The sequence below is a fragment of the Pseudidiomarina homiensis genome (assembly GCF_003987225.1).
Lineage (GTDB): Bacteria > Pseudomonadota > Gammaproteobacteria > Enterobacterales > Alteromonadaceae > Pseudidiomarina > Pseudidiomarina homiensis.
This window is the reverse complement of the sequence record NZ_PIPX01000001.1, coordinates 775705-799598: the sequence shown is the minus strand read 5'-3', so window position 1 is coordinate 799598 and position 23894 is coordinate 775705. Positions and strand designations below refer to the sequence as shown.

Sequence of the window (23894 nt, the reverse complement as noted above, 5' to 3'; positions counted from 1 at the left end):
GCAGTTACAGGAACCAAGGAGCCTGTTATGGTGCGTTGGCTAGCTACCTTAAGCCGTTACGACCAGCAATGGTTTTGTTGGTGTTCTGAGCGGTCGCAAAGCTTTCAGCAACAGTTCTGGATTCGCTGGGTGTCGCGCTCCGGAGATGGTTATGTTTACGCCATTGTTGCCTGCCTACTCTACCTTACTGAGCCTAAAGATGGCAGTGTTTTGCTGCAGTTACTCGCACTAGGCTTTGCTATTGAAGTTCCCCTATTTATCGCAATTAAACGTGTGCTAAAGCGCGCACGACCGTATCAGAAATTGTCGATTCAAGCCGTTATCCAGGCCCATGATCAGTTTAGCTTTCCGTCGGGGCATACCACTGCCGCATTTTTATTCGCTGGCTTAGCCGCGAGTTTCTTTCCTCAGCTTTCGTGGTTGTGGTTCAGTTGGGCCACAGCAGTAGGCTTATCTCGCTTGTTATTAGGTGTTCATTATCCGGGCGATATCGTCGCTGGTGCCTTATTAGGCACCGCATTAGCGCAATTTGTTAGGAGTTACGCATGCGAATTCTTATTGGAGTGCAGGGTACTGGCAACGGCCATTTGAGTCGTTGCAGTGCGCTTGCCGAAGCCTTAGCTTCAAAAGCCGTACAAGTCGACTATTTAGTTTCGGGGCGGGCGCCTGAACACTTCTTTGATATGGAGGCCTTTGGCACTTGGCAATGGCGTAAGGGCTTATCATTTGCGGTCAAAGACGGGCGCATCGACTTGAAGGCGACAGTGCAACAGAACGATTGGCGCCAGTTTTGGCGTGACGTTAACGCCTTAGATTTAAGCCCATACGACCTCGTTGTGACGGATTATGAGCCGGTTATTGCTTGGGCCGCTAAACGTCAAGGCAAGCGCTGTATTGGTATGGGCCGTCAGTATGCTTTTATGGGAAAGACCAAGTCGTTACAGTTGCCATGGATGTATCAGCAAATGCTGCGCTGGTTTGCGCCTGCTACAGACATCGTTGGCATGCATTGGATCAGTGATGGCGCACACATTGTGCCGCCAATTGTGCATCAACGCGTGGCAGCACAACAGCCGGAAGTAGGGCATTATCTGGTGTATTTGCCGTTTGAGTCGCTACTGAGCGTGCACCGTCTATTGGTCAAGTTTCCGCAGTATAGTTTTAGCGTCTTTCATCCCGAGGCGAAGCGGCAACGTATTGCTGGAATTGAATACTATCCGCCTTCGCGGCTACGTTTTGCTGAGCAGATTGTGCGCGCAGCTGGAGTTATCAGCAACGCTGGCTTTGAAACGAGCTGTGAAGCACTTACCTATGGCAAAAAACTGTTGGTGCGGCCGTTAGCCGGCCAATTTGAGCAGCTAGCCAATGCGCGATGTTTAGAAGAACTTGGTTTGGCGACACAGCTCACCAGTCTAACTGAGCAGGGGTTGGCGGATTGGTTCGCTACAGCTGCTACAGCTGAAGCACAACAGTGTTATTGGCCAGATGTAGCTGAAGCTTTGGCACAATGGCTTACGTCAGGTGCGCAAGAGAGTGTGGCTGAGTTAAGTAGACGTTTGTGGAAGCGTGCTGAGGTCGATAACTATCGTGCACTTTTGCGTTCGGAGTTGCTTGCTTAAAGCTTGGCTCCCCAGGTTGGATTCGAACCAACGACACATGGATTAACAGTCCACCGCTCTAACCAACTGAGCTACTGGGGAATCGATAGGGAATGTGTTGTTTAATGCTATTGAATGATGATGCTGGCTCCCCAGGTTGGATTCGAACCAACGACACATGGATTAACAGTCCACCGCTCTAACCAACTGAGCTACTGGGGAACACATCAAACAACGGATGCGAATGTTAAAGGTGCCCGCGCGGGCTGTCAATAGTAAAAACAAGCAAAAATGCGCGTTTGCACGTTTTATGTGCAGGGGCTCTGAGAATTGTTTTTGTCAAGTCGTAAAAAGCGTTGCGACTATAACATAACTCATAATACGCAATCGGTCGCGGTTATCCACAGTGAGGGCAAACTCGCGCCACTCGTGGGGTTGCCGATCTTATCCACTAAATCTGTGGATAACCTTGTGGGCAAATATGTGAGAAGCCTTGAAACTCGTGCTGTAGGGCGGAATTAAGAGGTTGCTTAAAAAGTAACTCTTGATTTTTAATCCCTTTAAAATCATAAGGTTACAGTAAGTCTTTGATTTGCGCCCAAATACATTTACACAAACTAAAAACTGTATAGCAAAGCAACAGGGGTTGTGTATTTCTTCATAACTTTGGTGAATTTTTGACAGCTCGCAAAGCCTGAAACGAAGCTGTTTCAGGCTTTGTTATAAAAAGTTCATATGACAGGACTGTCGTCTTTGTTAACGGACGTTGCTTGCGAATGCTTTAATGCGTGCGACAGCCTCTTTTAAGGTGTCTAAGTCGGTTGCAAATGACAAACGGCAGTGACCAGGGGCGCCAAACGCAGAACCAGGTACTAATGCAACCTTATTCTCGTTTAACAGCGCCTCACACCATTCAACATCGGTACTTAGGTTTTTAGCCTTCATCATTTCTTCAATATTAGCGAAGGTATAAAAGGTACCGTCGCCCTCAATGCAACGAACGCCAGGGATGTCATTCAGGGCTTTCACCAAATAATCATGACGTTCTTTGAACGCTTTGATCATGGTATCGATGCAGCTTTGGTCGCCATTTAGCGCTGCGAGCGCTGCATATTGACTGATGCTTGCAGGATTTGAGGTACTCTGTGACTGAATCTTCTTCATGGCTGCAATGAGTGGCGCTGGGCCAGCTGCGTACCCGATTCGCCAACCGGTCATGGCATAGGCCTTAGAAACCCCCGAGAGCAGTACGATGCGATCTTTAAGGTCAGGTGCCGCCATGGCGATGTTGGCAAACGGAAAATCTGCCCAGAGAATATGTTCGTACATGTCATCGCTGGCAATTAACACCTGTGGGTGCTGACGTAACACCTCAGCAAGCGCTGCGAGCTCTTCTTTGGTGTAAGCGGTGCCAGTTGGATTCGATGGGCTATTCAAAAACAGTAAACGGGTTTTTGGCGTAATTGCCGCCGCCAACTGCTCCGGGGTGATCTTGTAGCGTTGCTCAATGCCAGCTTGAATAAACTTAGGCTCGGCGCCAACGAGCTTCGCCATGTCTGGGTATGACACCCAATAAGGGGCTGGCACCAAGACTTCATCACCGGGATTCAGCCATGCGCTGAGTAGATTAAAAATACTATGCTTACCACCCGCAGAAATCAGGATCTCATTCTTTTCATAAGTAAGCTGATTGTCGCGTTTAAACTTGTCGATGACCGCTTGTTTAAGCTCGACAATACCATCTACCGCAGTGTACTTGGTGTAGCCTGCATCAATGGCTTGCTTGGCGGCCTCTTTGATGAAGTCAGGCGTATCAAAATCAGGTTCACCTACACCTAAACCAATCACATCATGGCCAGCAGCTTTAAGTTCGGCCGCCTTTTGCGAGACAGCAAGGGTAGGAGAGGGTTGGATTGCATTAACACGATCAGACAATGTGTAGTTCACGGCGATTTCCTGTGGATCTAACATAAGCAGGTGGTTCGTAAGAAGGTATGTACTATATGATCCTCACTGATTGTTGTCCATGATCGGAAGTGGATCTAGCTTGAATTTTCCGCGCTTACATGGCGCCTAAAAACGATATCCGTTACACTAGGTGACTTTATATTTGACCCGCGCAAACACTCTAGGAAGCTCAATGGCGTCAGCAGTATCGGCACGATCTTTGGTAAATGACCCTATCCCACGCACGTTGTGGCAGATGACGTGGCCAGTGATCATAGGGGTGCTGACCTTGATCAGTTTCAATGTGGTCGACACTTTCTTTGTTGGTATGCTGGGTACCGACCCGTTGGCCGCGGTCAGTTTTACCTTTCCTGTCACCTTTACCGTGGTTAGCTTGGCGATTGGTCTTGGGATTGGTACCTCCGCGGTGTTAGCCCGTAAACGTGGTGCCGGGCGCGAAGAACACGCGCGTTTTGACGGCACCATTGCGTTAGTTGCTTCGGCGTTGTTAGTGGCAAGCTTGTCGGTAGTGGGCTTGCTGTTAATGGATCCGATTTTTGCTGCGCTACAGGCACAAGAGCGACTGTTGCCACTGATTCATGACTACATGTACATTTGGTTCGCTGGGGCGACGTTATTGGTGATTCCAATGGTCGGGAACGCAGTTTTGCGCTCGTCGGGCGATACCCGAACCCCCTCATTGATTATGGCCTCCGGCGGTTTGCTCAACGCGATTTTTGATCCGATTTTGATTTTTGGTCTCGGTCCCGTGCCCGCTTTGGGCGTGCAAGGAGCAGCATTAGCGAGTCTTATCAGTTGGACCATCGGTACGGTCTTGGTGCTGTGGTATCTGAAGTACAAGGACCTGATTAGTCTTAAAGTTCCGCAAGATGCGCATCCGTTACGGTCAGCGCGACAAATTTTAGCGATTGGCATGCCGGCCGCCGGCGCTAATATGTTGACTCCACTTGCGATGGCCGTCCTCACAGCCATTATTGCTGGCTATGGTGCACCGGCGGTTGCGGCCTTTGGGGTAGGCACGCGACTTGAGTCCTTAGCTAGCGTGATCATTTTGGCGCTGTCGATGAGTTTACCCCCGCTGATTAGCCAGAACTTTGGGGCGATGCAGTTCCAACGTGTTAAGGACGCCTACACCACCGCGCTACGCGCAGTGATTGTCCTGCAACTCGGTATCTACTTACTGCTGTTGGTGACCGCGCCTTATATTGCAATGGTGTTCACCGATGACCCTGAAGTAGCGCGTTTGATTCGTTTGTTTATTTACATCATGCCGTTAGGCTACGGTATGCAGGGCGTTATCATCTTGACCAATTCGAGCTTCAATGCCATGCATGCGCCGATGTCAGCGCTTTGGCTGAGTATTGTCCGGCTCTTTGTCATGTTTGTACCACTAAGTTATATCGGCTCGTTACTGGCGGATATGACGGGGCTGTTCATTGGTGGTGTGGTTGCTAATTTTATCACTGCAATGTTGGCATGGTATTGGTTTAGACGTTTCTTGCAGAAAGAATGGGCACAAGATGTGCAAAATTCGCAACAGGAGGCTGTGTAATGGCGCGTGCTTTTGAACTGGTTTCCGATTACCAACCCGCTGGGGATCAGCCGCAGGCAATTGAAAAGCTTGTTGATAATCTCGATGCGGGGTTGGCGCACCAAACCTTACTTGGCGTAACAGGTTCGGGCAAGACGTTTACCATGGCGAATGTGATCCAGAAGATCCAGCGACCAACGCTGATCCTTGCGCACAACAAAACGTTGGCGGCCCAGTTGTACGGTGAAATGAAAGAGTTCTTTCCGAACAATGCAGTCGAATACTTTGTGTCGTATTACGACTATTACCAGCCTGAAGCCTATGTGCCAACGACCGATACCTTTATCGAGAAAGATGCGTCGATTAACGACCACATTGAGCAAATGCGCTTGTCGGCTACCAAGGCGTTGATGGAGCGTCGCGACGTCGTCTTGGTCGCATCCGTTTCATGTATTTATGGCTTGGGCGACCCTGAGTCGTACATGAAAATGATGCTGCATCTGCGCCGTGGTGACATCATTGACCAACGTGATATTTTACGCCGCCTGGCACAATTGCAATACAAACGTAACGATGCCGCGTTTGAGCGTGGTACTTATCGCGTCCGTGGTGAAGTGATTGATATTTTTCCGGCTGAATCGGATGAAATGGCGGTTCGGGTGGAATTATTCGATGACGAAATCGACCGTATTAGCTTTTTCGAGCCGTTGACCGGGCAGGTCATGCAAGCTGACGTAGCGCGCGCGACGATTTACCCGAAAACGCACTATGTCACGCCACGTGAAACCTTATTAAAAGCCATCGAGAGCATCAAAGAAGAGCTCAAAGAACGCCGTCAGCAGTTGCTCGATGCGAATAAATTAATCGAAGAGCAACGCATCACGCAACGCACGCAATACGACATTGAAATGATGCTCGAGCTGGGCTATTGCTCGGGGATCGAGAATTACTCACGCTATCTGTCGGGCCGTGCACCTGGCGAGCCGCCACCAACGTTATTGGATTATTTGCCAGACGACGCCTTGATGATTATCGACGAGTCGCACGTTACCGTGTCGCAAATCGGTGCTATGTACAAAGGTGACCGGTCGCGTAAAGAGAACCTCGTCAATTATGGCTTTCGCTTACCATCGGCGCTCGACAACCGGCCGTTGAAGTTTGAAGAGTTTGAAGCCATTGCACCGCAGCGCGTTTATGTGACTGCGACACCCGGTCCCTATGAACTGGAAAAGTCGGCCGGCGAAGTTATTGAGCAAGTTGTGCGTCCAACGGGCCTCGTTGATCCGACGATTGAAGTGCGTCCAGTGGCAACGCAAGTGGATGACTTGATGTCTGAGGTACGTGAGCGCGTGGAACGCAATGAACGTGTGTTGGCGACCACCTTGACGAAGAAAATGGCTGAGGATCTCAGTGATTACTTGGACGAGCATGGCATCAAGGTACGCTACTTACATTCCGATATCGACACCGTGGAACGTATGGAAATTATCCGCGACCTGCGCTTAGGCGAATTTGATGTGCTAGTAGGTATCAACTTGCTGCGTGAAGGCCTTGATATGCCGGAAGTCAGCTTAGTGGCGATTCTTGATGCCGATAAAGAGGGCTTCTTGCGTTCTGATCGGTCACTGATTCAGACCATGGGGCGTGCCGCCCGAAACGTGAACGGTAAAGCCATTCTTTATGCCGATAAAATTACCGGCTCAATGCGGCGCGCTATGGATGAAACCGAACGCCGTCGCGCGAAGCAGATCGCCTATAACGAAGAACACGGCATTACTCCGCAAGGTTTGAATAAACGCGTCACCGATGTGATGGACTTGGGTGGTGCACGGCAACGTCGGCGCAACTATGATGAACGCAAAGCCATCGCTGAGGCCGAAGCTAAATACGATGTTAATCTGAATGATCCCGTGGCGATCATGAAGGTCCTCGAGAAAAAAGAAAAAGAGATGTACCAAGCTGCCAAAGACCTTGAGTTTGAAAAGGCTGCGCAATTGCGTGATGATGTCGCGAAGCTGCGCGAACGCATTAAGTTATTGGGGTAGGGATGCAACTGCAATTCGGCGACGAGCGTTATCTAACCAATGATGGTCAATTGAAAACACCGCTAGCGTTGGTGTTTGTGCTGGCGTTGTTCTTGCGTGGCTACATTGCTTGGATTATCTCGCTGACCTTTAGTGAAGATCGCAGTCGGCTGTTGCAGTTTTTTTATGCGAATACGGAACAATTTGTACTGACGCTGAGCGTTGGTTTACCGGCGTTGGCTGTGCTAGTGATGTTGACCCAAATGAAGAATGAGTTGCCGGGTTGGGTGCCTAAGTTTGCTCGAATAGCGCCATGGCTATTGTGGGCGAGCTGGTTGGCTGATGGTGTACTGCTGGTAAGTTTGGTTGCGGGCAATTGGCCACATTTTGCTTTTGTGAAAGCGTTGATTATTTTTTCGTGGTTAGTGGCGTTTTGGTTGTTGTTGTATTCGCGGCATTTACGGCGGTTTTTTCAGTTGTTGGCAAGTGACCAACATCGCGAAAAGGGGTAATCTGCCCCGTAGTAGAACTACGGGCTACGAACAGCGGTGCTTCAAGGAAGTGGTGGATGGTACTGGGCTCGAACCAGTGACCCCCGCCTTGTAAGGGCGGTGCTCTCCCAGCTGAGCTAACCATCCTGGGATCGGTCTGCAGAGAAGTTAAAGAGTGGTGGATGGTACTGGGCTCGAACCAGTGACCCCCGCCTTGTAAGGGCGGTGCTCTCCCAACTGAGCTAACCATCCGTTTTCTCTGCGTTGCGGGGCGGTATTATAGGGCGCTTAGCAAGCCTGTCAACAAAAAATAATACCCGCAAGTACTGTTTGCTGTCTTTTTCACCGATTCGCGCGAGTTTCGAGCAATTCAGCTAAAAAGTCCTTCGCTTTTCGCAAAACCAGTGATGCGGCTACCCCCAGTTATTGCTAAACTACGCAGCAAAATAACCCGAATGATGCGGAGAAAGCAACTAATATGACGGTCGTAACTCGATTTGCCCCAAGCCCAACTGGTTATCTTCACGTTGGTGGCGCACGTACAGCGCTTTACTCATGGCTCGTAGCAAAAGCTGCTGGCGGAAAGTTTGTTCTACGAATTGAAGATACCGATCGTGAGCGTTCCACACAGCCAGCCATTGATGCCATTTTAGAAGGTATGGAATGGTTAGGTTTGAATTGGGACGAGGGCCCGTTTTATCAGACCAAGCGTTTTGACCGCTACCAACACTACATTGATAAGCTGCTTGAAGAAGATAAAGCTTATAAGTGTTATTGCTCTACTGAGCGTCTTGAACAAATGCGTGAAGAGCAAATGGCGAAGGGCGAGAAGCCGCGTTATGACGGCCACTGTCGTGATAACCCTAATGTGGGTGGTGATCGCTACGTGATTCGTTTTCGCAATCCGCAGGCGGGCTCAGTCAAGTTTAATGACCACATTCGCGGACCGATCGAATTTGCCAACACCGAGTTAGATGATTTGATTATTGCTCGCAGTGACGGTACACCAACCTACAATTTCTGTGTGGTGATTGACGATTGGGAAATGAACATCACCCATGTGGTGCGTGGTGAAGATCACATCAACAACACACCGCGCCAGATTAATATCTTACAAGCGCTTGGCGCTCCAGTGCCTGAGTATGCGCATGTATCCATGATCCTTGGCGACGACGGTAAGAAGCTATCGAAGCGTCATGGTGCGGTAAGTGTGATGCAATACCGCGATGACGGTTATTTACCACAAGCGGTGTTGAATTATCTGGTGCGATTGGGGTGGTCCCATGGTGACCAAGAGATTTTCAGCGTCGATGAAATGGTCGAGAAGTTTAAACTCGATGACGTCAACAAAGCCGCCTCTGCTTTTAATACTGAGAAGTTGAATTGGTTGAATCAGCACTACATGAAAGCATTGCCAGTAAGTGACGTTGCTGAGCATCTACAGTGGCATTTCAGCGATCAAGCCATTGACGTCAGTAAAGGCCCTGCGCTGGAAAAAATTATTCCGTTGCTGGCGGACCGCGTGAAAACGCTGAAAGAAATGGCCAGCTCAGCGCGTTATTTTTATGAAGAGTACGAAAGCTTTGATGAAGCCGCAGCGAAAAAACACTTACGTCCAGTCGCACGCGAAGCTTTAGAAGCAGTGCAAGACCGTTTGGCCAGCGTAAGCGAATGGAATGCGGAGCACATTCAAGCCGCGATTCAAGCAACTGCCGATGACTTAGGTGTTGGCATGGGTAAAGTAGGGATGCCATTACGTGTGGCGGCAACTGGCTCAGGCAACTCTCCCTCGCTGGATGTAACTTTAGAACTTCTTGATCAAGAGCAAGTGGTTGCCCGCATCGCCCGTGCAATTTCGTTTATTATGGAGCGCGAACAAGCGCAACAATAGGAAAATTCGAATGCCAAAAGTTCGGCAACTGATTGCCAACAACAAAGAATGGGCGAAATTGATGATCGAAGAAGATCCGCAATTTTTTGCGGATCTTGTGGCCCAGCAAAGCCCTGAGTATTTGTGGATTGGTTGCTCCGATAGCCGGGTTCCGGCGAATCAAGTGGTAGGTATGGCACCCGGTGAACTTTTTGTGCATCGCAATGTGGCTAACCAAGTTATTCAAACCGACTTTAATTGCTTATCCGTGGTTCAGTACGCCGTGGATGCCTTGCAGGTGAAGCATATTTTGGTGGTCGGGCATTACGGGTGTGGTGGCGTGCGAGCAGCCACCGAAAACTGTACGCATGGTCTTGTCGATCACTGGCTGTACCCGATCAAAGACATTTACCGTGATCACCATTTGGAGCTTGAAGCGTTAGACGAGAGCGCACGCATTGATCGTTTGTGTGAGCTTAACGTGATTGAGCAAGTGCGTAACTTGGCAAAAACCACTATCGTGCAGAACGCCTGGGAACGTGGTCAAGAGTTGGCGATTCACGGTTGGGTTTACAGTTTAGAAGACGGTTTAGTGCGCGATATGGAAGTTACCGTACAAGATCGTGAATCCCTTGAGCGTATCTATCATTTTGCCGAGTAGGGTGGTTTTTTCCCATTCGCTGGTGAGCATTTGTGCGAACTGCCTAATTTTTTAGCAAACGATTCAAATTGCCGAAAAAAAGGGTTGACGGTTAGCAACGATTTACCATAGAATTCGCCCCGCTGTCAGGGTACTGGGGCTATAGCTCAGCTGGGAGAGCGCTTGCATGGCATGCAAGAGGTCAGCGGTTCGATCCCGCTTAGCTCCACCACATACTTTGATAGGTTTGGAAGACTGCGTCCCCTTCGTCTAGAGGCCTAGGACACCGCCCTTTCACGGCGGTAACAGGGGTTCGAATCCCCTAGGGGACGCCACTTTCAAAACCGTTGTTCGCTATTCGCACGCGCACTGCGTTCGCCCTTCGTTGTTTGTTTAAACCAACAGCGAACAGCAAATAGCAAACATCGCAGTTTAGTCCGGGGTCCCCTTCGTCTAGAGGCCTAGGACACCGCCCTTTCACGGCGGTAACAGGGGTTCGAATCCCCTAGGGGACGCCAACAATTTAAAACGTTGTTCGCTATTCGCACGCTCACTGCGTTCGCTTCTCGTTTTTGGTTTAAACCAACAGCGAACAGCAAATAGCAAACATCGCAGTTTAGTCCAGGGTCCCCTTCGTCTAGAGGCCTAGGACACCGCCCTTTCACGGCGGTAACAGGGGTTCGAATCCCCTAGGGGACGCCACACTTCCAAAACCGTTATTCGTTATTCGTCCGTTCGGCTTCGCCTCACTGTTCGTCCGCTCACTGCGCTCGCTCTTCGTTGTTTGTTTAAACCAACAGCAAACAGCAAATAGCAAACATCGCTTTTAGCTCTCAGTCTTTTCCTAATAATTCCAGTAGATGCGGTTCCATGATGTCCGCAATGTCGTCCTGAGCTTCACGATTCGGATGAATTCCGTCGTTTTGCATCAATTCAGGCTTCACCGCAATCTGTTCCATGAAAAATGGAATCAATAACGTCTTAGTGCTTTCCGTAACGTCAGGGAAAATATCAGCAAACATATCGCTGTAACGGCGACCGTAGTTCGGCGGAATCCGCACCTGACTCACCGCAACTTTGATGTCTTGCTCTTGCAAACGCTCAATGATTTGTAACAAATTAGATTTAATTGCCATAGGCGTGAAACCACGTAAGCCATCATTACCACCGAGCTCAATAAAGACCGCATCGGGTTGATGGGTCTCCAGTACTCCGTTGAGGCGGTTTAAGGCACCTTGGGTGGTATCGCCACTGATGCTCGCATTGACGAGCGTGATGGAGGGGTAGGTCTGTTGCCAGCGTTGCTGTAGGATGCCTACCCATGATTCCTTTTGTGACATGCCATAACCGGCACTAAGACTATCGCCGAGCACGACCAGTGAGACATTTGCCGAAACTGGACGTATAAGGACAACGACGAACAGAATTAAACCCAATTTAACTAGGAAGTTTTTCATAGATGCTTATTCAAACCACTCGATTAAAAAAAGATGTAGAAACTAGTGAGGGTATTTTACACATTTTGCAACCCACTGACCTGCAAATTACTGCGGGCGAAACCGTTGCCATTGTAGGCGCTTCGGGTTCAGGTAAATCCACACTATTAAGTTTGCTTGCAGGCTTGGACCTCGCTAGTGCCGGTAATGTTTCTATAGATAACGTAAATTTGGGCGATTTGGATGAAGAACAACGGGCGAAAGTTCGTGCGGATAAAATTGGTTTTATCTTTCAATCCTTCTTATTGATCCCAAGTTTGACTGCGCTCGAAAATGTTATGTTGCCAGCCGAGTTGGCGGGCAACAAGGATGCCGAAAAGCAAGCTCGTGAGCTACTTACCAAGGTTGGCTTGGGCGATCGCTTAACCCATTACCCAAATCAACTTTCTGGTGGCGAACAGCAGCGGGTTGCGATTGCGCGTGCTTTTGTTGGCACTCCAAAGATTTTATTTGCTGACGAGCCGACCGGCAACCTGGATGCTGCTACGGGGCATAAAGTGGAAGACCTGTTGTTCCAGATGAATGAAGAGTCGGGTACTACCTTAGTGATGGTGACGCATGACAGCGAACTCGCTGAGCGTTGCCAGCGTGTGTTGCGTATGGAAGCTGGGCAACTAACCGAGGTGGAACGCGATGTGGCATAAGATTTCGTGGCGGCTATTAAAGCATGAACTACGCCGCGGAGAATTGACAATTATGGCTGCGGCCATTGTGTTGTCGGTTACAGCGGTATTGTCATTGGCATTGTTTACCGATCGCCTTCAGGCCGGGCTTACCGAGCGTAGCGCTGAGTTTTTAGCGGCTGATCGCGTCTTAAGTTCGCGTCGTGAAGTCAGTGAAGACTGGATTTCAAGGGCGCAAGATGAAGGCTTACAGACCGCTCAGCGCGTGGTCTTTAATTCCATGGCATTTGCTGGTGAACAGCTGGCATTGGTGGACGTTAAGGCGGTGAGTGACGGTTATCCGCTGCGTGGCGAACTCCGCGTGGCCGACCAGCCTTATGCACAAGATCGACTGGCAACAGGTCTCCCAGCTGCCGGAGAAGCTTGGGTGGCAGCAGCTTTGTTCCAAGAGCTGCAGCTAGAAGTCGGGGATACCATTGAAATCGGTGATAGTGATTTCAATGTAACACGGGTGCTGACTTATGAGCCTGATGTAGGTTTCTCGGTTTTTACCGACAGCCCAAACGTTTTAATCAACTACGCCGAGCTTGATGCTACGGGGTTGATTCAGCCGGGCAGTCGCGTGCGCTTTAATGTCCTTTACGCCGGTGATGCCGCTGCGCTTGACGCCTACGAAGAATGGTTGCGTCCGCAACTCAATGACGATACCCACAATTGGCGTAGCGTTGAAGACGGTGACTCGCCGCTAGCGCGCAGTTTGCGTCGTGCTGAGCGCTTTATGCTGTTAGCCAGTTTGTTAGGTGTGGTATTGGCGGCAACTGCTGTTGCTGTCGCAGCGCAGCGCTACTGCCAACGTAACTATGACGTGGTGGCGATTTTCAAAACTATGGGTGCACAGCGTCGTCAAATTCAAAAGATTTTCATTCTGCATTTGCTGTTACTGACCACCTTCAGTATCGGCATTGGCGTGGTGCTAGGCTGGTTAATTCAAAGCCAAGTGGTTGATCTCGTTGCCAAGTATTTCGATGTAAACTTACCGGCTGGCAGCGGACGTGGTTATTTGTTAGCCATTGGTACTGGCTTGGTCAGTGCCGTAATGTTCACGCTCTATCCGCTACTACGTCTGGTTGGCATTCCACCATTACGGGTACTGAATCGGCAATTAACTGGTACGGATCGCCTACGCTGGCTGCATTGGGTAGCTTCAGGCGGCACCATATACCTGTTGTTATGGCTCTACAGCCAACAATGGCTCTTATCAACGGCATTGTTTGTTGGCGGTGCACTGGCCGCCGTTTTGTTGCTGCTGGTCGGTCGTTTGTTTATTCGTGCGAGTCGGCAAGCAGGTATGCAAGCGGGCAGTGCTTGGCGCCTCGCTATGGCCGGACTGCAACGACGCGCACAAGCGAACAGTGTGCAAATGCTAAGCTTTTCCACCGCCATCATGCTGTTGTTATTGGTACTTGCGCTGCGGCATGAATTGTTGGCGGATTGGCAACGGCAATTGCCCGACGATGCGCCGAATTATTTTCTCGTGAATGTTGCCCAAGGTGATGTCGAGCAGCTCCAGCAACGCTTTGTGGAACGTAACGTCGAAGCTGACGACATGTACCCCATCGTGCCGGGGCGGATGACGGCAGTGAACGGCGTGCCAGTGGTGGATGAAGTTAGCAAAGAAGAACGTGAAAGTGATGCCGAAGTGCAAAGCGAGCAACGTGAAGGCTTTGGCAGAGAATTGTCATTGACTTGGCGTGACACTCTTCCACCGAATAACGAAGTGGTTGCTGGCGAGTGGTGGGGCGACAATGCTGAGCCACAGGTGTCGATCGAAAGTGAGGTGGCTGAGCGAATGCGTGTTGGCGTTGGCGATGAACTTGAGTTCAATATCGGTGGTGAGGTATTCACAGTGCCGATTACCAGTGTGCGTGAAGTCAACTGGGGCTCGTTACAACCCAATTTCTTCATGATCTTCAATACTTCGACGCTAGAAGACTTTCCCGCGACTTATATTTCGAGCTTTAACTTGCCGGAAGAGCGTAAGAAAGAGCTTTATGAATTGTTTAAGCCATTCCCACAGGTGTCGCTGATCGATCTTGATGCAATTATGGATCAGTTACGGGACGTGATTGAACAGGTCAGTGTGGCCATTCTTTTTGTCTTAATTCTAGTGATTGTTGCCGGTATCTTGGTGCTGTTAGCACAGGTGCAGGCGTCACTTGAGGAGCGCGAAAAAGAACTAGTGATTTTACGTACCCTGGGTGCACCGGCGAAACTGTTGAGTCGCGCGGTTACCTACGAGTTCGTGATTCTCGGCGCTATCAGCGGGCTTATTGCAACGCTAGCGATGGAACTGTCCTTGTACATTTTACAAACCCAAGTGTTTGAGCTTGGCGCGACGTTCCACTGGCGTTTCTGGTTGGTGGGACCGCTGGCTGGGGCAGTGATTGTGGGGCTCATGGGCCGTTTGGCTTGTGCGCGACTGATCCGTCGCAATACGGCGCAGTTGATTCGGCGCCTAGCTTAGCGCCGAGCTAGTCTTTGGTTGGTAGCGTCGCCGTCAATTGCGGCGCTAGCAACTTTTCCCAAAGTTCTTGCGCACGTGGACGAAAGAGCGAAAAGTGCCGAATGGCGTCCACTTCAAGCTGTGCCGGTGTGACAAAGTGCCGTCGTTGTGGTGCATTCGCGTAAAAGTCGTGCATAGCCGTGATATTACGCTGGGTGAGCAGCTCATCGTCACTAAATGCCAAACTAATGATTGGCGTCGACACCTCGGCGTAGCGCTGGTATAGGTTTTCGGCACCAACCAAATAATCAGGGTGCAAGCACCATTTGCGCCACTGTGCCATGGCACTGCGGGGTACATTGCCGACAATCCCAAGTCGCACGCCAGGAAAGTACCCCACCAACGGTAATAACCAGGGCACAATACCGTGCCACAACACCCATGACTTGTACTTTAAACTTGGTTTGGTGTCGCGCCAGTAGCCGGTACCAGTTGCGACGGTGACCATGCGTTCAACTTCATCGTGCCGCTCTAACATGCCGAATAGTTGCCCGCCAATGCTATGCGCAAACCACACCACCGGTACTGAAAAATGGCTAAGTGCATAATTTAATACGGCTTGCGCGTCGTAACGTGCCCAGTCGGTGATGGTGCTGTCAACTTGACGCAGCTGCTCACCGTGGCTCGCGCCAATCGCGTAGTAGTCAAAACTTAAGACGTGATAACCCTGCTGGGCGAGCCACTGACAGAAGTCATGATAATAGCTTTGCGGCACGGCCATGGCAGGTGCCATGATCACCACCTTTTGGGCGTTATCAGCACTAAAATGGTGAACGGTGATGTGCCTGCCGGCTGCGCTTTCAAGGGTGAACGGCTTACTCAATTTCTTCCGCATCCTTGTCGCGATCAGTGTGATGCTTGAACATGTAAGCACCGGTGAAAATGGTAAATACCAAGGTCGCACCTAAGGTACCGAACACTTTGAAATTCACCCAGGCATCAAGGCTCATGTATTGCGCGATATACAGGTTTACTGCGGCGAGGGCCAAGGTGAAAATGACCCATGCGTAGGTAAGCCGCCGCCAAGCGAAATCAGGCAAATTAATCTCTTCGCCCAAGAATTGCTGGAGTGGGCTGCGTTTTTTCCACTGCTGACCAATGAGCAAAAACAAAGCGATGGCGACGTAAATGACACTGACTTTGATCTTAATGAACCATTCGTCGTGTAGAAATAACGTGATGGACCCAAAAATGAGTACCATCCAGAGAATGATCCAGTGGCGCGGCGTGATCACTTCGCGCATAAACTTAAGGGCGATGATCTGTAACACCGTACCGAGCATGAGCACGCCCGTGGCAAGAAAAATGTCGCCCAATAGGTAGAAAATAAAAAACAGCGCAATAGGTAAATATTCAAGTACAAACAGCATGGTGGTTTCCGTTCACATTTTATGTGTTCGAGTTTGCCAGAAAAGTTTGTTGTCGACTACCAGCAATGACTACACTCTATTAAAGAGAAAGGTAGCTGAACGAGGAAAGATTGCATGAAACTTTTAATCACCGGTGGTACCGGCTTGATTGGTACAGAACTCGTCAAGCGACTGCGTGAGCGCTATAGCATCACGGTGTTAAGCCGCAAACCGAAGCGCGCGATCGAGCATTTCGGTAAAGGAGTGCACGCTTTAGCGAGTTTAGACGAAGTACAAAACATTGGTGATTTCTACGGTGTGATTAACTTGCAGGGCGAGGGTATCGCTGACAAACGTTGGAGTGAGCGACAAAAACTACGTATTCAACAAAGTCGCTGGGGGATAACGCGTCAGCTTACTGAACTCATTCAACAAAGTGATACGCCGCCGCAAGTTTTCATCAGTGGTTCTGCGATTGGTTATTACGGTGACCAAGGTAGCCAAACGATGACCGAGGATGAGGTGGTCGAACGCCCCGAGGATTTTGCCCAGCAACTTTGTGCCGAATGGGAACGCCTTGCCTTAGCTGCGCAATCGGAAAAAACGCGCGTGTGTATTGTGCGTACTGGGGTGGTCTTAGCAAGTGAGGGAAGTGCCTTACAAAAAATGCTTCCGCCTTATTTGTTAGGCCTTGGTGGGCCGTTGGGCTCAGGCAAACAGTACTTTTCGTGGATTCATTTGCAAGACATGGCGCGACTGCTTGAGTTTTTGCTTGAGCAAGACAGTTGCCACGGTATTTACAATGCCACTGCACCAGAGCCCGTACCGCAGGCAGAGTTTAGTGAGACGATTGCGAAAGTTTTACGCAAATCGCATTTTATGCGGGTGCCTGCTTGGACGCTCAAGTTGCTGTTGGGTGAAATGTCGCAAATGTTGCTGACTGGCCAGCGGGTGGTGCCGGCCAGGTTACAGCAAGCTGGCTTTGAATTTAACTATCCGAGCCCTGCAGTAGCGCTGCGCGATTGTTTGTTGCCGCCTTCATCGCGGCCACAAAGTTCGTAAGTTCGGTGGTCATCCGCTGCGGGTTATCGAGATGTTCGGCAATAATATTCACCACAGCTGAGCCGCTGATGGCACCCGCCGCACCTGCTGCTAAGGCAGCCTTAACATGTTCCGGTTTGGCAATACCAAAGCCGAGCAAAGGCGGTGCACTATTGGCGTCTTTCAGGGCATCAATGACCGCCGTAGCAGGGCGCTGCATACCGGTCTCGGCGCCAGTGACGCCAGCGCGACTTAACAAATACACATAGCCTTCACTTAGTTCCGCAATGCGTTGTAAGCGTTCGGCGTTCGCATCTGGCGGCGCGATGAAAATAGGTTCAATGCCGCTCGCTTTGGCTGCAGCGATAAAATGACCACTTTCACGGGCTGGTACATCAGCGATCAAAACCGAGTCGACACCAGCCTCAGCACAGCGTTGGTAAAAACGCTCGAGCCCTGAACTTGCCACTAGATTCGCGTAGACGAGCAAACCGACCGGAATGTCCGGATGACGGCTACGTATTTTGCTCAACATGGCAAAGCAGTCGGCAATTTTGGTTCCCGCGCTTAATGCACGAATCGCGGCTTTTTGGATGGTAGGGCCATCAGCCACGGGGTCTGAAAAGGGAAAGCCCAACTCAAGTGCATCAGCACCGCCAGCAACCAAAGCATCGATGATCGCAAGACTTTGTTCTGGATTAGGGTCACCCAGCGTTACAAAAGGAACGAAAGCGCCTTGGTCGGCAGCTTCGAGTTTATTGAACATGGCTTGATAGCGGCTCATGAGCGGTCCTCCGTTCCCTTTTGAGCTTCGGCCTGCGCAGCAAATATGCGACGTACATGGTCAATATCTTTGTCACCACGGCCTGACAGATTCAGTAAGAGTATTTCGGGTGCATCGGGCTCTTGCGCGCGACGGATGGCGTAGGCAAGCGCATGGGCCGACTCGAGCGCCGGAATAATCCCTTCTTTTTCAGCTAGCAGTTTAAAGGCTTCGAGCGCTTCATCGTCAGTGACGGATTCATAGCGTGCGCGACCAATACTCAGTAAGTAAGCGTGTTGTGGGCCGACGCCTGGGTAATCTAACCCGGCAGAAACGGAGTAGCTTTCTTCAATCTGGCCTTCGTCGGTTTGCATTAGAAATGACTTACAGCCATGTAAAATGCCTGGCTTGCCAGCCGTTAGGGTTGCGCCGTGATGAGCCGTTTTCACACCTTTCCCGGCAGGCTCCACGCCGACGAGGGCGACGTCTTTTTCATCAATGAAATCGGCGAACATGCCAATCGCGTTGGAACCGCCACCGACGCAGGCAATGACTTCGTCAGGCAAGCGCCCGGCTTGTTCAAGGATCTGCCGCTTGGCTTCGGCGCCAATCATGCGATGAAATTCACGCACGATGGTAGGGAATGGGTGTGGGCCCGCCGCGGTGCCGAGCAGGTAGTGAGTATCATGGTAGCTTGCAGTCCAATCGCGCAAGGCTTCGTTGACAGCATCTTTGAGTGTACCGCTACCAGTATCGACGGGGACCACTTTGGCACCCATCAGCTCCATCCGAAATACGTTCGGTTGTTGGCGTTCGACGTCTTTTTTGCCCATGTAGATGGTGCAGTCTAAGTCGAGCAGGGCGCAGGCTAATGCTGTTGCGGTACCGTGCTGGCCAGCGCCAGTTTCTGCAATAATGCGATGCTTGCCCATACGCTTCGCCAGTAACGCTTGGCCGAGTACCTGATTGGTTTTGTGGGCGCCGCCGTGCAACAAGTCTTCACGCTTAAGGTAGATTTTTGTGCCGTTTGGGCTATCCACCGGTAGGTTGCGACACAAAGAGACGGGTGTCGGGCGCCCCAAATAGTTTTTTAATAGGTCACTGAACTCTTTTTGAAACTCAGGATCTTGCTGAGCATCGTTAAAAGCCTGCTCGAGTTGGTCGAGCGCCGGCAAAAGAATTTCTGGCACAAACTGGCCACCAAATTCGCCAAAGTACGCTGGGTTATCACTCATGGTTTGTTTTCCCATACTGTCGAATGTGTTGAAAGAGCTGCAGAATTAAACCTGCATCTTTATCGCCTTTGCTGCGTTCAAGGCGTGAATTAAAATCAAACCGTGTCAGCCCAGTGGTTTGGGCCGCAACTAAGTTTGCTGGCCCTAAACCGCCAGCGAGAATGCAGCGTTGCCGCTCGTCCTCGGTGAGCTCACTTAACAACTCCCAATCAAACTGCTGTCCGCTGCCACCACTGACGTTATCAAGCAAATAAAAGTCAGCACCAATGGCGGGCAGTTGAAACGGTGGTGCAACCGATAACGCGCGCCAAATTTCCACTGTGGCGGGCAACGCCTGACGTAATTGCGTTACGTAATCAACATCTTCATGGCCGTGGAGTTGCACGGCATGAAGTTTCAGCTCCTTGGCGCTCGCCACGATGTTGTCCAGTGGTTGATCGGCAAACACCCCCACCCATGCTAATTGCGGTTCGGTAGCGATAAGCTCCGCTGCTTGTGCAACGGTTACCGCGCGCGGCGAAGAGGGGACGAATAGGAGTCCACCATAGGCCGCGCCTGCTGCGCGCACGACCATTGCATCTTGTGGTTTGCTGAGCCCACAAACTTTGTGCTTACCATACACCAACTCGCGGCAGGCCTGATCGATGTTGGCTTGTGCGGTTAACGCACTGCCGATTAAAAAGCCGTCGACAAATGGCGCACTGTCCCGTACTTGTTCATTGTTGGCATACCCTGATTCAGCCACGAGTAAGGCATTTTGCGGCGCCAACTTGCTGAGTGTTTTGCTACGCTGCGGATCAACACTAAGATCATGCAGGTTACGGTTATTGATGCCGATGATGGTCGCACCAAGTTGTTTCGCCCGCGCCATTTCCTCTTCATTGCTCACTTCAGTAAGCACGTCGAGTTGCAGTTCAGCGGCTAAGCTCGCGAGTTGTCGATACTGTTCATTGTCGAGGATCGACAGCATCAGCAAAATAGCGTCGGCACCAAAATGGCGAGCAAGCAAGACTTGCAAGGGCTCAACAATAAAGTCTTTGCATAGAACAGGCACGTCAACACTGGCGCTTACCGCACTTAAATAGGCGAAGTCACCTTGGAAAAAGTCGGGCTCGGTGAGGACCGAAATGGCATCGGCGTAACGTGCGTAGGTCTGGGCGATTTGGACTGGATGAAACTGTTCACGAATCAGCCCTTTTGATGGCGATGCCTTCTTACACTCCAGAATAAAGCTGCTACGCGGTTTTGCTAAAGCGCTGGCAAGACTTCGCGTGCTCGGGCGCAAGCTTGCCCGTAAGGCAGGTTCAGAGTAGTGCTGCGCTAGTTCAACAAGACGCCCGCGACGGCGCGTAACAATGGTGTCTAAAATACTTTTAGCCACGATTAAACTCCTGTAACTGCTGCAAGTGTTGCATGGCTTTACCACTTGCCAGGTGGGCAATGACCGCTTGGGTGGCTTCTTGCAACGTTGCATAGTGGCCGGCTAAGTAAAGTAAACCGGCGGTACTGATGGCAACCGCATCACGTTGAGCTACCGGCGCCTCGCCGGAGAGGACTTTGATCAGGGCAGCGGCATTAAAGTCTGCGTCGCCGCCACGTAACTCGCTTACTGGCGCTTGTGCAACGCCAAAGTCCGCAGGGCTAAGTTGGTATTCATGCAGTTCATTATCGCGTAATTCGACCACTTGTGTGGTGCCGTGTAAAGCGATTTCATCAAGGCCCGAACCATGTACCACCATCGCCCGTTGGCATCCTAATAAACGCAGGGTTTCCGCGAGTGGGCGTAACCATGCTGGGTCATACACTCCCAACTGTTGCACGTCAGGACTGGCGGGATTCACTAGCGGACCGAGCAGATTAAATAGCGTTCGGGTTTTCAATGTTTGGCGCACTGGCATGGCGTAACGAATGCCGGGGTGGTAATGCGGTGCAAACAGAAAACAAAAATTAAAGCGATCAAGTTGTTCAGCTGCGATCTCCGGATCTTGGGTAACTGACAAACCTAAGCTCTCAAGCACATCCGCTGAACCGGACCGTGACGATACACTGCGATTACCATGTTTAGCGACGGTCAACCCCATGCTCGCGGCGACTAATGCGGCGGTCGTCGAGATATTAATGGTGTTACTGCCATCACCACCAGTGCCGCAGCTATCCACAATTAAGCGCGCAGGTCGTTTAAAAGACTTTGCCGCACGGCGTAAAGCTAAGGCTGCCCCAGCCATTTCTTGCGGCTGTTCACCGCGCATCTTCATGGCGGTGAGGAGGGCGGTGATTTGAATTTCGTTGAGTTCACCTTTGACGAGTCGATCAAAGAGTTGCTCGGTTACCTCAAGTGAGAGGCTCTCACCAGCGAGTAGTTGTTTGATGACTTCCATTACTGCAGCTCCGTGGTAAGTAGATAGTTGACACTTTGCGCAAGCAACTGTGTGCCGCGCCCAGTTAAGATAGATTCTGGGTGAAATTGAAAGCCGACCGCATGGTGGCTCGGGAAATAGGCTGCCATAGGAATGACTTGTCCGGCGGCCTCGACGTCTGCGAGAACTTCAATTTCGTCGGGTAAGTCATAACCCGCAAGGCTGTGATAACGAGCGACCACCAGAGGATTGGGTAACTCAGCGAAAACCGCATGGGACTGACAGCGGATAGAAGAGCTCTTGCCATGTAAGGTTTCGCCGCACCGTTGCACTTTTGCGCCATAAGTCTCGAGCAACGCTTGAAAGCCTAAGCAAATGCCGAGTAGCGGATAACGCCCACGGGCATAATCAATGACTTCCATTAAATTCCCTGCTTGGCGCGGGTGGCCAGGTCCAGGTGATAAGCAAATCAATTGTGGACCTCTAAAACTATCGAGCTCAGCCTTAATAGTCGCTAGCGAAACCGTGTTGCGATACACCTTTAGTGGATAACCAAGTTGGCGCAGTTCGTCGACCAAGTTGTAGCTAAAGGAATCAATATTATCGATTAAAATAATGCGTGCTGAGCTCATGCCGGCGCCTCCATTTCACTTGAATACGTTGCTTGGATAGCGGCGATCACAGCGCGCGCTTTATTTTCTGTTTCGGCGATTTCGGCTTCAGCGACCGAGTCAGCGACGACGCCCGCACCAGCCTGGACGTGAGCCACTCCGTCCTTAACAAAGGCGGAACGAATAACAATACAGGTATCCATATCACCACGCCCATTAAGGTAGCCAACAGCGCCGCCATAGCTACCGCGGCGTTGTTGTTCGTAGTGGCGAATGAGCCGAGCAGCGCTTACTTTCGGTGCACCCACCAAGGTACCCATGTTCATACAAGCACGGTAGGCATGGAGCGCATCAAGCTCATCATCCAGTTGCGCGACCACCCGTGAGACCAAGTGCATAACATGCGAATAGCGATCGACTTGCAACAGGTCAGCAACGTAGCGCGTACCCGGTTGGGCGATGCGTGCAAGATCGTTGCGCGCTAAGTCGACCAGCATGAGGTGTTCTGCTAGCTCTTTTTGATCACAACGAAGTTCAAGCTCCAAACGGCTGTCCAAGTCTGGATTAATAGTGCCATCGTTGTTTTTTCCCCGCGGCCGCGTGCCGGCAATAGGGTAAAGCTCAACTTGATTGGTCTGCGCAGTGTACTTGAGCGCCGACTCTGGCGATGCACCGAATAACACAAAGTCGTCGCTTTGCAGGTAGAACATGTACGGCGATGGGTTGCTTGCTTTCAGTTGTTGGTAGGCCGCCAAACTATCGGGACAGGCTAAGCTGAACTGACGTGACGGAACCACCTGAAAAATATCACCGTCGGCAATGTGCTCTTGCAGTTCCTGCACCCAGCTGGCGTATGTTGGGCGGCTAGGTGAAGCGCTCACCGACCGGTCTTTGGGCGCGGTCGTCGCGTGGTTGGCCGCTGGCAGTGCCGGTAGTTGGCAATGTGCTGCAATTTCGCCAAGTTGCGCCGCGATTCGCGGGTAATAATTGGCCGATTCAGGACCACTAAGAAGGGTTGCAAGCAACTCTGTTGTTTGCGCTTGGTGATCGATCACAACCAAACTTTCGGCAAGGTAAAACTGATAATCTGGGCAGCTATTTGCGCCAGTAGGAACCTTAGGTAAATCTTCCATACTGGCAATATAGTCATAGCCAAACACGCCACCGATAAACAGCGCAAAGTCATGGTCGTGACTCGCCGCCAACGGCTTGAGCTGTTGTTGCAAAATACGTAGTACGTGTTCTGTTGAAGCTTGCCGTAGGCGTTGCACCTCGTCGATATCCTGAGTGGTTACGGCGTTGAAATAACACTGGAGGCTATCGCTATTGCCAGTGCACTTGGCATAGGGCGCAAGTTGTTGTGCCATGAAGGGTAATAATTGGGCACCGTTGGCAGTTAATGCGCGCAAGGTGACCTGTTGTGCACGACAGGTGATTTGCAGTGACGCTTGTGTCATTAACAGGCTTTTAAGGTGTTGGCGCGACTGAATCTCGGCTGAATCAAGCAGCAATGTGTGCGGCTTATTACCACACAAGGTCGCAAACAGCTGCTGCGTTGTTGCGCTGTACGGAAGTTGCATGTGCAACGTCTGGTAGTAGCCTAGTTGATTTTCAAAATGCACTTTTTTGCCCTTGTCGTTGTTTAATGACTGCGCGGGCAATAAAAAACCCGCTGATGCAGCGGGTTTCTCATGAATCGACGTGTAAACACGCACAGATGCATCGCCCGCTAGT

20 protein-coding genes, 8 tRNA genes and 1 other annotated feature (1 of these 29 running past the window's edge) are annotated in these 23894 nt (G+C 50.8%); of the genes, 14 read left to right on the top strand and 14 right to left on the bottom strand.

Translation table 11 applies throughout. The features are described from left to right. Positions 1–27 precede the first annotated feature (27 nt). Together CWI70_RS03805 and CWI70_RS03800 are read left to right on the top strand one after the other, a co-directional pair. Positions 28–591 carry a phosphatase PAP2 family protein gene (locus CWI70_RS03805; RefSeq protein ID WP_126770702.1) on the top strand — a complete coding sequence of 188 codons (564 nt, stop codon included), beginning with the start codon at positions 28–30 and terminating at the stop codon, positions 589–591. Then, positions 546–1619, top strand: a complete 1074-nt coding sequence (locus CWI70_RS03800) for a glycosyltransferase family protein (RefSeq protein WP_126770700.1) — start codon at positions 546–548, stop codon at positions 1617–1619. The genes CWI70_RS03805 and CWI70_RS03800 overlap by 46 nt, the downstream gene beginning before the upstream one ends. A 4-nt stretch (positions 1620–1623) precedes the next feature. On the opposite strand, the gene CWI70_RS03795 is transcribed toward CWI70_RS03800, so the two are convergent. The 3 genes from CWI70_RS03795 to CWI70_RS03785 form a co-directional block, all read right to left on the bottom strand. Then, a tRNA-Asn gene (locus CWI70_RS03795) sits at positions 1624–1700 on the bottom strand. Positions 1701–1743: 43 nt separating this feature from the next. Beyond that, positions 1744–1820, bottom strand: a tRNA-Asn gene (locus CWI70_RS03790). Between the two features lie 534 nt (positions 1821–2354). Further along, positions 2355–3569, bottom strand: coding sequence for a pyridoxal phosphate-dependent aminotransferase (locus tag CWI70_RS03785; protein WP_275540745.1), 1215 nt, complete (start codon positions 3567–3569; stop codon positions 2355–2357). Between the two features lie 169 nt (positions 3570–3738). Here CWI70_RS03785 and CWI70_RS03780 point away from each other — a divergent pair, with 169 nt between their 5' ends. The 3 genes from CWI70_RS03780 to CWI70_RS03770 are packed head-to-tail and all read left to right on the top strand — an operon-like array spanning position 3739 to position 7633. Then, positions 3739–5118, top strand: a complete 1380-nt coding sequence (locus tag CWI70_RS03780; RefSeq protein ID WP_126770698.1) for an MATE family efflux transporter — start codon at positions 3739–3741, stop codon at positions 5116–5118. Continuing rightward, on the top strand, positions 5118–7142 hold the full coding sequence (gene uvrB / locus CWI70_RS03775) for an excinuclease ABC subunit UvrB (protein ID WP_126770697.1): 2025 nt from the start codon (positions 5118–5120) through the stop codon (positions 7140–7142). Before CWI70_RS03780 ends, uvrB begins: the two co-directional genes overlap by 1 nt. A 2-nt stretch (positions 7143–7144) precedes the next feature. Next, positions 7145–7633, top strand: coding sequence for a DUF2919 family protein (locus CWI70_RS03770; protein WP_126770695.1), 489 nt, complete (start codon positions 7145–7147; stop codon positions 7631–7633). Between the two features lie 50 nt (positions 7634–7683). Here CWI70_RS03770 and CWI70_RS03765 read toward each other — a convergent pair. Further along, a tRNA-Val gene (locus CWI70_RS03765) sits at positions 7684–7759 on the bottom strand. 29 nt (positions 7760–7788) lie between these two features. Continuing rightward, positions 7789–7864, bottom strand: a tRNA-Val gene (locus CWI70_RS03760). A gap of 226 nt (positions 7865–8090) precedes the next feature. On the opposite strand from CWI70_RS03760, the gene gltX reads away from it, so the two are divergent. The 6 genes from gltX (at position 8091) to CWI70_RS03730 (ending at position 10824) form a co-directional block, all read left to right on the top strand. Further along, entirely contained in the window at positions 8091–9503 is a 1413-nt protein-coding gene (gene gltX / locus CWI70_RS03755; RefSeq protein WP_126770693.1) for a glutamate--tRNA ligase, read from the top strand. Between the two features lie 10 nt (positions 9504–9513). Continuing rightward, positions 9514–10143, top strand: a complete 630-nt coding sequence (can, locus tag CWI70_RS03750) for a carbonate dehydratase (RefSeq protein ID WP_126770691.1) — start codon at positions 9514–9516, stop codon at positions 10141–10143. A gap of 135 nt (positions 10144–10278) precedes the next feature. After that, a tRNA-Ala gene (locus CWI70_RS03745) sits at positions 10279–10354 on the top strand. Positions 10355–10381: 27 nt separating this feature from the next. Then, positions 10382–10457: transfer RNA gene (locus CWI70_RS03740), tRNA-Glu, on the top strand. A gap of 107 nt (positions 10458–10564) precedes the next feature. Next, positions 10565–10640: transfer RNA gene (locus CWI70_RS03735), tRNA-Glu, on the top strand. A gap of 108 nt (positions 10641–10748) precedes the next feature. Further along, positions 10749–10824: transfer RNA gene (locus tag CWI70_RS03730), tRNA-Glu, on the top strand. A 131-nt stretch (positions 10825–10955) separates the two neighbouring features. On the opposite strand, the gene CWI70_RS03725 is transcribed toward CWI70_RS03730, so the two are convergent. After that, complete coding sequence (locus CWI70_RS03725; protein WP_126770689.1) at positions 10956–11579, bottom strand: arylesterase; 624 nt, start codon at positions 11577–11579, stop codon at positions 10956–10958. Positions 11580–11581: 2 nt separating this feature from the next. On the opposite strand from CWI70_RS03725, the gene CWI70_RS03720 reads away from it, so the two are divergent. Further along, positions 11582–12262: an ABC transporter ATP-binding protein gene (locus tag CWI70_RS03720; RefSeq protein WP_126770687.1), complete on the top strand. Its 681-nt coding sequence runs from the start codon at positions 11582–11584 to the stop codon at positions 12260–12262. Continuing rightward, complete coding sequence (locus CWI70_RS03715) at positions 12252–14765, top strand: ABC transporter permease (protein WP_126770685.1); 2514 nt, start codon at positions 12252–12254, stop codon at positions 14763–14765. Before CWI70_RS03720 ends, CWI70_RS03715 begins: the two co-directional genes overlap by 11 nt. A 7-nt stretch (positions 14766–14772) precedes the next feature. Here the strand turns inward: CWI70_RS03715 and CWI70_RS03710 are convergent, their stop codons facing one another. Together CWI70_RS03710 and CWI70_RS03705 are read right to left on the bottom strand one after the other, a co-directional pair. After that, positions 14773–15639, bottom strand: coding sequence for an alpha/beta hydrolase family protein (locus tag CWI70_RS03710; RefSeq protein WP_126770683.1), 867 nt, complete (start codon positions 15637–15639; stop codon positions 14773–14775). Continuing rightward, the gene (locus CWI70_RS03705) at positions 15620–16174 is read right to left on the bottom strand and encodes an inner membrane-spanning protein YciB (protein WP_126770681.1); all 555 of its coding nucleotides are present in this window, start codon (positions 16172–16174) and stop codon (positions 15620–15622) included. The genes CWI70_RS03710 and CWI70_RS03705 overlap by 20 nt, the downstream gene beginning before the upstream one ends. Before the next feature lie 114 nt (positions 16175–16288). On the opposite strand from CWI70_RS03705, the gene CWI70_RS03700 reads away from it, so the two are divergent. Next, entirely contained in the window at positions 16289–17215 is a 927-nt protein-coding gene (locus CWI70_RS03700) for a TIGR01777 family oxidoreductase (RefSeq protein ID WP_126770679.1), read from the top strand. On the opposite strand, the gene trpA is transcribed toward CWI70_RS03700, so the two are convergent. From trpA to CWI70_RS03670, 6 genes are read right to left on the bottom strand one after another with little or no spacing between them, the layout of a single operon-like run. Continuing rightward, positions 17142–17978 (bottom strand): tryptophan synthase subunit alpha, encoded by an 837-nt coding sequence (trpA, locus tag CWI70_RS03695; RefSeq protein WP_126770677.1) that lies wholly within the window; start codon positions 17976–17978, stop codon positions 17142–17144. The two genes, CWI70_RS03700 and trpA, sit on opposite strands and share 74 nt — an antisense overlap. Further along, positions 17975–19192, bottom strand: coding sequence for a tryptophan synthase subunit beta (gene trpB / locus CWI70_RS03690; RefSeq protein WP_126770675.1), 1218 nt, complete (start codon positions 19190–19192; stop codon positions 17975–17977). The genes trpA and trpB overlap by 4 nt, the downstream gene beginning before the upstream one ends. Then, the gene (trpCF, locus tag CWI70_RS03685; protein WP_241967815.1) at positions 19185–20573 is read right to left on the bottom strand and encodes a bifunctional indole-3-glycerol-phosphate synthase TrpC/phosphoribosylanthranilate isomerase TrpF; all 1389 of its coding nucleotides are present in this window, start codon (positions 20571–20573) and stop codon (positions 19185–19187) included. The genes trpB and trpCF overlap by 8 nt, the downstream gene beginning before the upstream one ends. Continuing rightward, the gene (gene trpD, locus CWI70_RS03680) at positions 20566–21570 is read right to left on the bottom strand and encodes an anthranilate phosphoribosyltransferase (protein WP_126770671.1); all 1005 of its coding nucleotides are present in this window, start codon (positions 21568–21570) and stop codon (positions 20566–20568) included. Before trpD ends, trpCF begins: the two co-directional genes overlap by 8 nt. Beyond that, a complete protein-coding gene (locus CWI70_RS03675) occupies positions 21570–22181 on the bottom strand; it encodes an aminodeoxychorismate/anthranilate synthase component II (RefSeq protein WP_126770670.1) in 612 nt (203 codons plus the stop codon). The genes trpD and CWI70_RS03675 overlap by 1 nt, the downstream gene beginning before the upstream one ends. Beyond that, positions 22178–23740, bottom strand: a complete 1563-nt coding sequence (locus CWI70_RS03670; RefSeq protein WP_126772683.1) for an anthranilate synthase component 1 — start codon at positions 23738–23740, stop codon at positions 22178–22180. Before CWI70_RS03670 ends, CWI70_RS03675 begins: the two co-directional genes overlap by 4 nt. 79 nt (positions 23741–23819) lie before the next feature. Then, positions 23820–23894, bottom strand: a sequence feature (Trp leader region) (it continues 22 nt past the right edge of the window).